Origin of the sequence: Mesorhizobium sp. M00.F.Ca.ET.216.01.1.1, assembly GCF_004010325.2 — a bacterium.
Taxonomy (GTDB): Bacteria; Pseudomonadota; Alphaproteobacteria; order Rhizobiales; family Rhizobiaceae; genus Mesorhizobium.
Genome location: NZ_SADR02000015.1, coordinates 16,271 through 28,666, shown reverse-complemented (window position 1 = coordinate 28,666; position 12,396 = coordinate 16,271). Strand labels below are relative to the sequence as shown.

The 12,396-nt window shown below is 62.4% G+C and carries 10 protein-coding genes; all 10 read right to left on the bottom strand.

The window, feature by feature from the left end:
- Nucleotides 1-28 precede the first annotated feature (28 nt).
- Nucleotides 29-775 carry a FadR/GntR family transcriptional regulator gene (locus EN859_RS19645; RefSeq protein ID WP_127854675.1) on the bottom strand — a complete coding sequence of 249 codons (747 nt, stop codon included), beginning with the start codon at nucleotides 773-775 and terminating at the stop codon, nucleotides 29-31.
- A 22-nt stretch (nucleotides 776-797) separates the two neighbouring features.
- Entirely contained in the window at nucleotides 798-1,811 is a 1,014-nt protein-coding gene (locus EN859_RS19640; RefSeq protein WP_245525628.1) for an ABC transporter permease, read from the bottom strand.
- Between the two features lie 10 nt (nucleotides 1,812-1,821).
- Nucleotides 1,822-3,333, bottom strand: coding sequence for a sugar ABC transporter ATP-binding protein (locus EN859_RS19635; protein ID WP_127854676.1), 1,512 nt, complete (start codon nucleotides 3,331-3,333; stop codon nucleotides 1,822-1,824).
- 70 nt (nucleotides 3,334-3,403) lie between these two features.
- Complete coding sequence (locus EN859_RS19630) at nucleotides 3,404-4,381, bottom strand: substrate-binding domain-containing protein (protein WP_127854677.1); 978 nt, start codon at nucleotides 4,379-4,381, stop codon at nucleotides 3,404-3,406.
- A gap of 30 nt (nucleotides 4,382-4,411) precedes the next feature.
- Complete coding sequence (locus EN859_RS19625) at nucleotides 4,412-5,188, bottom strand: SDR family oxidoreductase (RefSeq protein ID WP_127854678.1); 777 nt, start codon at nucleotides 5,186-5,188, stop codon at nucleotides 4,412-4,414.
- 5 nt (nucleotides 5,189-5,193) lie between these two features.
- Entirely contained in the window at nucleotides 5,194-6,366 is a 1,173-nt protein-coding gene (dgoD, locus tag EN859_RS19620) for a galactonate dehydratase (RefSeq protein ID WP_127854679.1), read from the bottom strand.
- 590 nt (nucleotides 6,367-6,956) lie between these two features.
- Entirely contained in the window at nucleotides 6,957-8,267 is a 1,311-nt protein-coding gene (locus EN859_RS19615; RefSeq protein ID WP_127854680.1) for an HlyD family type I secretion periplasmic adaptor subunit, read from the bottom strand.
- Nucleotides 8,267-10,015 carry a type I secretion system permease/ATPase gene (locus EN859_RS19610; RefSeq protein ID WP_127854706.1) on the bottom strand — a complete coding sequence of 583 codons (1,749 nt, stop codon included), beginning with the start codon at nucleotides 10,013-10,015 and terminating at the stop codon, nucleotides 8,267-8,269. Before EN859_RS19610 ends, EN859_RS19615 begins: the two co-directional genes overlap by 1 nt.
- 102 nt (nucleotides 10,016-10,117) lie before the next feature.
- A complete protein-coding gene (locus EN859_RS19605; protein WP_127854681.1) occupies nucleotides 10,118-11,509 on the bottom strand; it encodes a family 16 glycosylhydrolase in 1,392 nt (463 codons plus the stop codon).
- A 408-nt stretch (nucleotides 11,510-11,917) separates the two neighbouring features.
- Nucleotides 11,918-12,142 (bottom strand): hypothetical protein, encoded by a 225-nt coding sequence (locus EN859_RS19595; RefSeq protein ID WP_127854683.1) that lies wholly within the window; start codon nucleotides 12,140-12,142, stop codon nucleotides 11,918-11,920.
- Nucleotides 12,143-12,396 lie beyond the last annotated feature (254 nt).

Sequence of the window (12,396 nt, the reverse complement as noted above, 5' to 3'; positions counted from 1 at the left end):
ATGAGCTGACAAGGGCCTGGCCTCATCTCTACGGGCGATGTTTGGCGGTGGCATTCACAAGGTCCGCGGAAGCGATATCGATCAGCGCGCGCATGCGCGCCCTCGCCTGATCCGGCTTGCGAAGGCGGATGGCCTCCAGCACGTCGCCATGGGCGTCCAGCGTCTCGGCATAGTTGCGGCTGACCGAGGTCGTCAGCCGGAATGAGTTCTCCAACGCCTGGCCGATCAGGCTGGCAAGGCCGGCGAACACCGGGTTGTGGCTGGCGTTGAGAATGCTGACATGGAAGGCGACATCGGCCTCCGCGCACGCCGCGAGGTCGCTGAGATCTGCCGCGCGCATGGCGAGGTATCCGGCCTCGATACGGGCGAGGTCGCCGGCCGACGCACGCCTGGCCGCGAGCTCAGCCGCCGCCGGCTCGATGGCGAGACGCGCCTCGATCAGCCCGCGCACGAATTCGGGATCGGGGTCGGTCGCGCTCATCCATGACAGCACGTCCGGATCGAGCCGGTTCCACAGGCTGGAATCCTGTACCAGCGTGCCGGCCCGTTTGCGCGAAACCACCAGCCCCTTGGCTGCGAGCATCTTGGTCGCCTCGCGCATGGCGGTACGGCTGACGCCGAACTCGGCACAAAGCTGCAGCTCCGTCGGCAGCGCCGAATGCTGGGCATATTGCCCGGCGAGGATGCGACGCCCCAGTTCGGAGAGCACACGCTGGCTGACGAAACCCGGCGACCTGCCTCTCTGGTATGCAATCGCCGGGTCCGGACGTGTCATGAACGCTGCTTTGCCCCTCAGCCTAGGCGCGATTCAGGCGATATTCGGCCACCAGCACAGCCAATATGAGCAGCGCGCCTTTGGCAAGCAGCTGGTAGAACGTCGGCACGGCGGTGAGGATCATGCCGTTGTTGAGGACGCCGATGATCAGCACGCCGAGCAGCGCGCCGACAATGGTGCCGCGTCCGCCCTGTAGTGCGCAGCCACCGAGCACCGCCGCCGTGATCGCCTCGAGCTCCAGACCTTGCGAGCCGGAGATCGGCTGCCCGGAACCGGTGCGCGCCGCCAGGATGATGCCGCCAAGCCCGGCGGCGAAGCCGCTCATGATGTAGATCGCCACCCGATAGCGGTTGACGTTGATGCCTGAGAAGCGAGCGACCACCGGATTGCCGCCGATGGCATAGACGTTGCGGCCGGCGATCGACCGCGACAGGAAGATCTGGAACAGCACCGCCGTCACGAACAGGATCCAGATCGGGAATGGAAAGCCGAGCACGCGGCCATTGCCCATGAAGCGGAACGTCTCGTCGAAGATCGAGATCGACTGCCCGTCCGAGAGGATGAAGGCGACGCCGCGAAAAATCGCCATCGTGCCGAGTGTCGCGATCACTGCATTGACACGGCCATAGGTGATGATGATGCCGTTGACGAGGCCGCAGGCCGCGCCGATCAGCAGGCCCGCAACGACCGCGACCGCAGCCGATCCGGTCGACTGCGCGACCATGGCGGTCGCGACCGTCGCAAAGCCCACGGTCGAGCCCACCGACACGTCGAGGCCGCCGGCGACGATCACCACCGTCTGGCTCATGGCGAGCACGCCAAGGATGGTCACGGCAAGGCCGATGTTCAGAATGTTGCGCGACGAGAAGAAGACGTCGCCGCGCAGCGTTCCGAAGATGATGCATAGTACGATGAGGGCAAAGATCAGGCTGATGTTGTGCACTCCGACGCGGTCGGCGATACGCTGCGCAAGACCCCGCCTGTTCGGAGCGCTCGGCGCGCTGCTGCCCATCTGTGCGTGATCACTCGACGTCATCTTCCTCACCTCACGCTGCGCTTCGAGCCGCTTGCGGCATGCTGAGCGCCAATATCGATTGTTCATCGGCATCGGCGCCGAGTTCCCCGGTGATCCGCCCCTCAGCCATCACCAGCACGCGGTCGGCGAGCCCTATCAGTTCGGGCATCTCCGACGAGATCAGGAGCACGCCGATACCGCCTGCCGCCAGCTCGGCGATCAGTTGGTAGACCTCGGCCTTGGCGCCGATGTCGATGCCGCGCGTCGGCTCGTCGAGGATGATGACCTTGAGCTGCCGCGCCAGCCAGCGCGCCAGCACGACCTTCTGCTGGTTGCCGCCCGAAAGCTTCGACACCAGTTGGTCAAGGCTCGGCGTGCGGATCGACAGTTTTGTCGACAGCGGGCTGACCACTGCAAACGCTTTGCGCCGATCGAAGAGGCCGGCGGTGGAAATCTGCTCGGGCACGCAAAGCGTCGCATTGTCGAGGATCGAGCGGGCGAGCAGCAGCGCCTCGCTCTTGCGGTCTTCCGGTGCAAGTCCGATGCCCGCCGCGATCGAGGCAGCAACGTCGTTGGGCTTGAGCGGCTTGCCGTCGATTAAGATCTCGCCGGCAAGCCGCCGGTCGAAGCCGACGATGGCGCGCGCCAGCTCGGAGCGCCCGGCGCCCATCAGGCCGCCGATGCCGAGCACCTCGCCGCGATGCAGGGTAAGATCGATCTGGTGAACCGCCTCGGAACTCAGGCCGGAAACAGTGAGGATCGCATCATGCTTGACGGCCTTCTGGCGGCGGAACAAATCCTTCTGCTCGCGCCCGACCATCAGCTGCGAGATCGCTCGCTCGCTGAGCCCGGCCGCCGGCTGGTCCGCGACCAGCCGCCCGTCGCGCAGCACCGCGACGCGATCGGCAAGGTCGATGACCTCGTTGAGGCGATGCGAGATGTAGACGATCGACACGCCGTCCGACTTGAGCTGGCGGATGATACGGTAGAGATGACGCGCCTCTTCGTCGGTCAGCGACGAAGTCGGCTCATCGAAGGCGATCAGCCGGCCTCCGGCGCGCACCGCCCGCATAATCTCGATCATCTGACGCTGCGCCGGGCCGAGGCGGGCGCAGAGATCGCGAGCGCGCAGCTCCTCACCCATCCCGAAGCGTGCAAGCACGGCGCGCGTCTGTTCCTCGAGCAGGCGCCAGTCGAGCAGTACGCCCAGTCGGCGCGGCATTGCCCCGACAAAGATGTTCTCGGCGACGGTCAGGTCCGGAACGATGTCCGGCTCCTGGTGGATTACGCGGATGCCGGCGGCGTGCGCCTCCCTCGGCTCGCGGAAGCTCTGCGCGACGCCGTCGATGGAGATGCTGCCCCTGTCCGGCGCATGCACACCCTCGAGCAGACGCATTAGCGTCGACTTGCCGGCGCCGTTCTCGCCGACCAGGCCGAGGATCTCGCCGGCGCGAAAGCCGAGCGACACATCGCTCAGCGCCTGCACGACGCCGAAGGCCTTCGACAGCCGCTCGACTTTTGCGATTTCCGTGCCGTCCGGCATGACGTCCCTCGAACCTCGGTAGCAGCGATGGCGCCGACTTTCCTTGGCCGGCGCCGGGTTCAGATGCCGCTCACTTGCAGAGCTTGGCCTTGTAGTCGCTGGCGAAGTTCGCCGGCGTGATCAGCTCGGGATCGCTGAACGTCTTTTCCGGCAGCGGCTTGCCGTCTTTGATCGAGGCAAGCAGCAGCTCGACGGCGATGCGTCCGTGATTGGCCGAGTTCAGCCACATCGTACCACGGAAGGCGGAGGGCTTGCCGCTACCGAAGGCGTCGCAGGCGCGGCTGCCATCGATGCCGATGCCCATGCCCTGGTCCGCAGTGTAGCCGGAGTTCTCCAGCGCACGCGCCGCGCCGAGCACGCCGTCATCGTTGCAGGAGTAGAAGATCCAGTTGGTGACCTGCGGATTGGCGGTCAGCGTCGTGGTCATCACGTCGATCGAGTTGACCATCGTATTGTCGTAGGCGACGCGGATGATCTTGCCTGGATCGAAGTCCGGCACTGCCGCGAGGAAGGCTTCCTCGGCGCCCTTGTTGCGCTGCATGCAGGTATCCGCCTTGCGGTCCTCGATTGAGGCGATGCGCACCTCTTTGCCGGCCCAGCCTTCGGATTGGTAGAGCTTGGCGAGTTCAGTGCCGACCTGCTTGCCGATGTTGTAGGCGTTGAGTCCGACATAGGGCACAGGCGAACCGTCCTTGAAGTAGATGTCGTCGTCGACTGCGACCAGCGGGATGCCAGCGTCTTTGGCCTTCTGCGCGGCGACCGGGCCGAGCCCTTTGTCGGGGACGACGATGGCGATGCCCTTGACCCCGTCGCCGATCATTGTGTCAAGCGTCGTGACGGTGAGGTCGGCATTGAACTGAACGTCCTGCGAGACGAACCCGGCGCCGTCCTTTTCGGCCGCCGCCTTGGCGCCGGCGACCTCGGCGACGAACCAGGGGTGGTCGCCCATCTTGTTGATATAGCCGATCTTGGTATCGGCCGCGAGTGCGTGGGAGCACAGAACCAGACCGGTGCCCAGCAGCAGCGAACTCAAACCTGACAATTTCATTGGAAGTCTCCTCCTGCGTTTTTTTGACAGCTATTCGTGGTAGAGCGCCGATCTGCCTCCATCGATGACGATCGTCTCGGCGTTGATGAACGGCGCCTCGTCCGATGCGAGAAATAGCGCCGTATTGGCGACCTCTTCGGGCCGGCCAATTCGCTTGGGCGGATGAATGCTTTCGGCCCGCGCGCGCTCGGCGGCAGGATCGGCAAACGTCGCCCAGTAGGCCTCTGCGATCGGCGTATCGATATAGCCCGGCGCGATCGCGTTCACCCTGATGCCGCGCGCAGCATATTCGATTGCCAGCGCACGCGTCAGGCCGATCAGCGCATGCTTGGCCACCGGATAGGGGAAGCAGTGCGGGATGATCTTGAAGGCGTGGGCGCTGGCGATGTTGACGATCGCGCCCCCGCCTTGTCGCAGCATAGCGGGCAGCACCGCGCGCGAGCATGTCCAGGCGGCCTCAAGATCAAGATCCATGCATCGCTTCCACGCCTCTTCTGGCATGCCGAGCGGTTCGTAGAACACATTCGCGCCGGCATTGTTGACGAGGATGTCGATGCCGCCGGCGCGCGCAACTGCCGCCTCGATCAGGCGCGCGACCTGCGCCTTGTCGGTCACGTCCGTCTCGACGAATACGGCGCTGCCGCCAGCTTCGGCGATGGCGTTTGCGACGGCCTGCCCCGTCGCCGGATTGAGCTCGCCGATGAAGACAGTCGCGCCATGGTCGGCGAACAACCGGGCGATCGCCTCGCCGATGCCCTGACCCGCACCGGTGACGATGGCGCGCTTTCCTTCCAGCCTGCGTGCCATGGCGCTCACCAGTCCACCACCGTGCCGTCGGGCATCACGGCGCTGCGCGCATGCAGGATGTCGGGCTGGAACGGGTGCGCGTCGATCACGGCCTCGTCGACCTCGATCCCGAGACCGGGTTTCATGGGCTTGTCCCAGCGCCCGGGCCGGCGCTCGATCGGCCAACATACAACCTCACCATACCAAGGGACGGCTCCCGACATTTCCTCCTGGATGATCACGTTGTGCGTCGAGATGCCGAAATGCAGTGCCGCGACGCCGGCGATCGGCCCGAGCGGATTGTGCGGCGCCAGTCCTATGCCGGCGGTCTCAGCCATGGCAGCGATCTTCTTAGATTCCGATAGCCCGCCGGTGTGGCAGATGTCGGGCTGGGCGATGTTGAAGGCGCGCGCCCTGAGCGACGGCTCGAACTCGCGCCGCCCGACCAGCCGCTCGCCCGAGGCGATCGGCACCGGCGACCGGCGGGTGATTTCAGCAAGCCCGGCGACATCCTCGGGCGGCACAGGCTCCTCGACGAACATCACGCGCTGGTCGGCAATTGCGTTGATGTAGTCCATCGCCGCGTTGACCGAGGCTGGCCGACCGTGGAAGTCGACCATGATGTCGATGCCGGGGCCGACAGCGTCGCGCAGATCGCCGACCATGCGACCGACGCGGTCGACGTCGGCTGTCGGCGAGACGTAGTGGCTATAGGGAATGCACACTACCTTGAGTGCATCATAGCCGGCTTGCGTGACCCGCCGCGCATGCTCGACGATCGCTGCGGACGAGCTCGATTCGTAGACGGCGCGCATGTCGCCGAGGCCGAGGTGCGTGTACGTGCGTAAGGATTCGCGCACGCTGCCACCGAGCAGTTGCCACACCGGTGCGCCGAGATGCTTTCCCAAAATGTCCCAGAGCGCCAGCTCGATGCCGCTGATCGCCGACATGCCGATGATGCCCATGCGCCAGAAGCCGTGCTTCGTCATGATCTGGAAACAGTGCTCGATGTTGCGCGGGTCCTGGCCGACGAGCATCGGCTCGATGTCGGCGATAGCGCCGATGACCGCCCGCGTCTTGAACTCGAGCGTGGCCTCTCCCCAGCCGATCAGGCCCGGCTCGTCGGTTTCGACGCGCACGAATACCCAGTTGCGCATCTCCGCATTGCAAACATGCGCGGTGACCGACTTGATCTTCAACAGCTCCTCCCAAAGCAGTAAATATCATACATATTTTGATAAATGTCCTACGTCAACTGGAAATAGGTGATTGCACCAACGGTCAGGCTACTGGACATGCGTCGCCGGCGATCACCATCGACCTGACAGCTCTGAAGCTCTCGCGCATGTCGGAGCTCCCGCATTCATGAGCCGGACTGGCGGTGGGCTATCCCGTGTTTGTCGCCCTGGCGGTGGAGCGGGTTTCCGCATCTCACGGAGCCGTCGCAGTCGGTCTGGCGCCCACCGCTACCGCAATTCTGTCAGTCGTCCGTACCGGTGAGCAGCGGGCGTCATCAGCTGTTTCTTGGTTCGGTTGCCTGGTACGAAGGACTGACAGCGGATGGCATTGCCCGGATCGGGCAGCTCAACTTGATCCAGGCGCTGGCCCCGACTGGTCGGCCTCTTGCTGGGCGACCGGCCGGACACGGATATCGAAGCGGCCAGGAGCCGCGAGCCGTAGTCACGCGGGCAGCCTGATCGGCTGGAGTGATAGGTGCGGTGGGATGATGGCCGATGCGAGGGTGGATTGCCGGTATTTCGATCAGCCAGAGCGACCGAGAGCCGCGACGTCACTCCTCTCTGAAAGCCCGTTGGATTTGATCAGCCAGGGGTTTCACGAGATAAGACAGCATCGTCCGATTGCCCGTCGAAAGAAACACCTCGACAGGCATGCCTGGCGCCAGGGCCAGGCCTTTCAGCCTCGTAAGCTCGGTGCGTGGCAAGCTGACACGCACAGTATAGAAGCTGGCGCCGCTTCGCTCATCGATGCTGAGATCGGGAGAGATCTCGCTGACCACACCGTTCAGCTCTGGCGTTATCCGCTGATTGAAGGCCGAAAGCCGCAGGGTTGCGCCCTGCCCTGGTGTCAACTGATCGATATCTTGCGGAGCCACACGCGCCTCGACGGTCAGGTCGTCTGTCACAGGGACAATCTGCATGATGAGCTCGCCAGGAGATATAACGCCTCCAACCGTGTGTGCGGCAAGCTGATGAACGACGCCGTTCTGCGGGCTGCGAATATCGATACGCTTGAGCTGATCCTCGGCCGAAACCTTGCGTTCGAGGAACTCCGAGATCTTTGCCTGGACGTCGCGGAGCTCGGTCGCCACCTCGCTGCGCAAATCCTGGTCGATCTGGATGATCTGCAGGCGGATTTCGGACGTATGACCCTTCGATTGCGCTATGGCCGCAGTCAGCTTCCCGTGCTCGCCTTCAAGCCGGACGGCATCACGTTCGAGCGCGGTTATGCGATCGATCGAGACCAGCTTGCGTTGCCAAAGTTTGCGCATGCCTTCGAGCTCAAACCCGATCAACTTGATTTCCTGGCTTTTGGCATCTCTTTGCTCGGTCAAGCCGGAAACCTCTTCGGAAAGCTGAGCGACGCGCTCTCCCAACTGAGCCTTCTGGCCAGCGCGAGCCTGGCGACGAAATTCGAACAAGGATTGCTCGCCGGCCATCGCACGCCCGATCTCAGGATCGTGCTGCCGCGAGGTCAGCGACGATGGAAAGGCGATGGTTTCATTGCCATCGCGCTCGGCTTCGAGGCGGGCCAAGCGGGCCTCGAATTCGTCCAGGCTCTTCGTGACGATCGCCAGATTGGCCCGGGTTACGGTTTCATCGAGGCGGATCAAAACCTGGCCCGCCTTCACGGCATCGCCTTCTCGAACGAGGATTTGACCGACAACGCCACCTGTCGGATGCTGCACCTTCTTGACGCTGGAATCGACGACCAGCTTTCCCGAGGCAATGACGGCCCCGGAAAGCTCCGTGACCGCGGCCAGGCTTCCCGCGCCACCAACCAGAAAAATGCAGGCTGCGACGCCGCCGAGCAGATAGCGTCGAATGGTTCGGTCGATCGCGGATGCCGTGCGTTGCGTCATCAGTGTGTCGCCTCCTCAGGGCTGGAGACGACCTTCAGAGGAACGCCTGCCGGACGGGTTACCCTGCTCAGGACCTCATTCTTTGGGCCAAACGCCTGGACACGGCCGTTGGCCATGACGAGGACCTGATCCAGGCTTGCAAGCGCGCTTGGCCGATGTGCCACCACGACAGCAATACCGCCTCGCGCCCGCACGCCCTCGATTGCCGCCGTCAGCGCGGCTTCCCCTTCGGAATCGAGGTTGGAATTAGGCTCATCGAGGATGACGAGGAACGGATCGCCATAGAGAGCTCGTGCAAGCGCAACCCGCTGTCTCTGCCCCGCCGAAAGCGCCGACCCAGCCTCGCCGATCCGCGTCTCGTAGCCTTCTGGAAGATGGACGACGAGATCATGAACGCCCGCTGCGCGCGCAGCCGCCAGTATCTTGTCCGACGGCGCTTGCGGTTCGAAACGTGCTATGTTCTCGGCAATGGTGCCATCGAACAGTTGGACATCCTGCGGGAGATAACCGACATGGTTGCCCAGCTCTTCCGGCGACCATTGGTCGAGCGTTGCTCCGTCCAGCCTGACGGTTCCACGGACCGGGAGCCATATCCCGGCAATTGCCCGGACAAGCGACGATTTTCCCGACGCGCTCGGTCCGACGATGCCAAGGCCGGCGCCCTTCTCCAGCGCGAAGCCGGCATCCTGCACCACCACACGGCGCTCGCCCGGCGGCGTGACGCTGATGCCTTCGACCGAAAGTGCAGATATCGGTGCCGGTAGCGAGACGCTCGCGGCGGTTTCTGGAAGCAGGGCCAAAAGCTGGGTCAGCCGGGCCCATGCCTGGCGAGCGTTGACGAAGCCCTTCCAATGGGCGATTGCCAGTTCGATCGGTGCGAGCGCCCGGCTCATCATAATCGAACTGGCGATCATGATGCCGCCTGTCGCTTCCTGATGAATGACAAGATAGGCGCCAATCGCCAGGATGCCCGACTGCAGCATCATGCGCAGGATCTTCGAGATTGTACCGAGCGTGCCTGCCAGGTCGCTGGCTCTTGCATTTGTGTTGAGATAATCTGCGTTGACGCTGGACCAGCGCTCGGCGACGCGCGCGCCAAAGCCCATCGCCTGCAGCACCTCGACATTGCGGCGCGTCGCCTCGGCAAGCGTATTGCGTGCTGCAGCCTGGCTGTTGGCCCTTTTCGCAGGCTCCCTTGTGCGAGCTTCGGCAAACAACGTCAGGCCAACGAGTATGACAGCGCCGGCCAGCGCCGTCATTCCGATCCAGAAATGGAACAGGAAGCAAATTCCGAGATAGAGCGGCATCCACGGCAGGTCGAAAAGCGCCGTCGGACCAGCGCTCGACAGAAACGACCGCACCTGGTCCAGATCCCGCAATGACTGAAGGCCGTCGCCTGCGAGCTTGGTGCGCAACGGCAAACGCATAAGCGCGACATAGACCTGTCCGCTCAATCGCGCATCAAGAGCCATCCCGATACGCACCAGCAACCGCGATCGGATGAGTTCAAGAAGACCCTGGAAAACGAAAAGCGTGCCGGCAAATATCGCAAGTCCGACAAGCGTCGGCACGCTGCGGCCGGGTATGACGCGATCATAGACCTGCAGCATGAAGAACGAGCCGGTCAGCGCCAGAACATTGACGACGCCGCTCATCAAAGCGATGCCCGCGAATGCTCGCCGGAAGGAAGCCAAAACCGCAGCGAGGGTTGTTCGCGGCGGTTCGGAGGAATGGGGATGCGTTGCCACCTTCACGTCAGTTCCAGTTCAATTTCAGGCGGCAATGATCGCGCCCGAAATCAGCCTTGATGACGAATGTGTCCATACCGCCCCCACCGTCAGGTGTTGCGCTTAGATAACCCAATCGTTCAACGCATAGGCATGGATGTAGTCGATCTGCATTTCCGCAGGTGTCGCAAGCCCGTCGGCGGGCGTTCCTGCGATACCGCCAACCGCCAGATCGACCAGCATGTACATCGGGTCGTGCATATCGGCAGGCGTTGCGGCACGAGCAACTTCGACGTCGTCGAAATACCAGACGAGTTCCTTTTCTGTCCACAGCACGCCGTACGTGTGGAACCCTTCGGTATCCGCGGCATAGGCCGTCGAGGACACTGTCGTATGAGTTCCCGTCTCGTTCGAGTGGCTTGTCAAAAGGAGCTTGTTTGGATCCTGACCCACCATCTCCACGGCGTCCAGTTCCGGTGGCCAGGTGCCGTCCGCCCGGAGAAGCCAGAAGGCCGGCCATGCACCTTGTTTTTCGGGCATGTCGGCCCGCATTTCGAAATAGCCGTAGGTCTGTGCGAAGGATTCGTAGGTCGTCAGCAAACCCGACGTGTATTGGTAGTTGTTTATGTAAGGCTTGATCGCCTCAGGAGCCCGGGCGGCGGTAATCGTGAGAACACCGTCCTCAACGCTGAACGGATTGACGGAACTCGTCGGCGCGTAGTTGGTATCGATATACCATTGAAGCTCTTTGTTGTCCGTGAGCGTACTGCCGTTCGCGCCTCCCCACCAGAAGTTCGAGTCCCAGGTGCCGCTCTCACCATTCCACAGGTCCAGCGTGTTGAACTCGTCCGAGAAGGTGAGTTTCAGATGCGACCTGTCCAGGGCCAGATCGAACTGGCTTGCGGTGAACTGGTCGATGGTCTTGTTGGCGAAAACCAGAAACTCGTCGTCAGACAGATTAAGTCGGACGTTCGCTCCCGTCTGGACCATGTTGGCGTGCACCGCCTCGAAGGAGGTGAAGCCATAGCTTCCGACGCGCGCGGTATCGTCGGCGCCAAAGTCCAGGATCAGGTCGCTGCCGTTGCCGGGGGTCACGACAAAAATATCCGCCCCGGATCCGCCCTTGAGAACGTCATCGCCGCGTAAGCCGTCGAGCGTCTGTTGGCCGGAGCCGCCGGTAATGATGTTGTTTAGCTCGTTTCCGAATGCGTAGTGTTTGTCGCCCGTGACCGTCAGGTTCTCGAAATTCGCCGGGAGCTTGTAGCTCATCCAGGTCGAGATCGTATCGATACCCTCATTGGCCAGTTCGACCGGCTTGTTTTTCAAGGAATACAGATAATAAATGTCATCGCCCTTGCCGCCATACATTGTGACGCTGACGCTACCGTCGCCATACAACGTATCGTTGTATATGCTGCCATAAAGTGTCGGGCCGGAATTCGTCGCCGAGTACCACTTTACGGAGGACCCGCTGTAGGCGAGTGGAACGCCCTTGGCGTTCAGTACGGTAGCCATTCTGGCTTTTCTCCTTTGCCTCGCCTCGATCTCAGCCCTAATAGTTGTGGAGGGCAAGAGCAGCCAGTAACTTTTGGCGACCTTCGATTTAGGAGAGTTACCGGAAGCTTAACACGCAGTGGTGCCGCTTGCCCGGCGCCCTCACTCCTCAAGTGCATTAAGATGAGGCTGTCAGCTTCGTGGGCCTAAAATCAGAGAGTTTCCCGTACTGTCTCATATGGTTCCGCCATCACCGTACGAAGGTGCCGACCACCACGCGCCTTATAAGCCCGAAACGGAGCAATTCATGATCTGCCCGGTTTGCGGATGGGAGATCGACATGCGGAACCTTGGCGAGGTCCTTCACCATGCCTCAAAACGTCATAGGCCGCTGCGCTATGACGACACCGGAAATTGAGTTGATGCTGCCTACTCGCGACCGTCAAAAGCTACGGACAGGTCCAATGCCGTCGCGACATTGACAATCGCCTCGGTTAGCTCTTCGTCGGATACCAGCAAATTCGGTGCAGCTTCCCGAGCCTGTTTCATCGCAGCCTTGACCGAGACGATATAGGGATGCGCTGGAGTGTCGAGGAGTAGGACAACTATCTCCTCTGCCATGGCTACCGGACCGACCCAGTGGACGATGCCCATCTGATCCTCCCAGACCCTCCGAAGGGATCACTTTGAACCGCTTTTAGTGCCGCAGCGAGAGGAATCAAATGTTGGTAAAAACCGTACCAAAATGAGGCACTAAGGGTCGGGAATCGATAGCCGGGTGACCCGGCAGCTATGGGATTTTTTCCTGTCTGGCCCGATCGGCACTGACTCCAAGTCGCCAGCCGCTCTTCAATGGCACGATGCTCGACCCAGTCGCGAAGCATAAGCCGAAAAATCAGAGCCCGCTG

Bases quoted from the DNA above. Each gene is read 5' to 3' on its own strand.
- EN859_RS19625 (WP_127854678.1), bottom strand. From the start codon at position 5,188: ATGGCACGCAGGCTGGAAGGAAAGCGCGCCATCGTCACCGGTGCGGGT.
- EN859_RS19630 (WP_127854677.1), bottom strand. From the start codon at position 4,381: ATGAAATTGTCAGGTTTGAGTTCGCTGCTGCTGGGCACCGGTCTGGTT.
- EN859_RS19605 (WP_127854681.1), bottom strand. From the start codon at position 11,509: ATGGCTACCGTACTGAACGCCAAGGGCGTTCCACTCGCCTACAGCGGG.
- EN859_RS19645 (WP_127854675.1), bottom strand. From the start codon at position 775: ATGACACGTCCGGACCCGGCGATTGCATACCAGAGAGGCAGGTCGCCG.
- EN859_RS19635 (WP_127854676.1), bottom strand. From the start codon at position 3,333: ATGCCGGACGGCACGGAAATCGCAAAAGTCGAGCGGCTGTCGAAGGCC.
- EN859_RS19595 (WP_127854683.1), bottom strand. From the start codon at position 12,142: ATGGGCATCGTCCACTGGGTCGGTCCGGTAGCCATGGCAGAGGAGATA.
- EN859_RS19640 (WP_245525628.1), bottom strand. From the start codon at position 1,811: ATGACGTCGAGTGATCACGCACAGATGGGCAGCAGCGCGCCGAGCGCT.
- EN859_RS19615 (WP_127854680.1), bottom strand. From the start codon at position 8,267: ATGACGCAACGCACGGCATCCGCGATCGACCGAACCATTCGACGCTAT.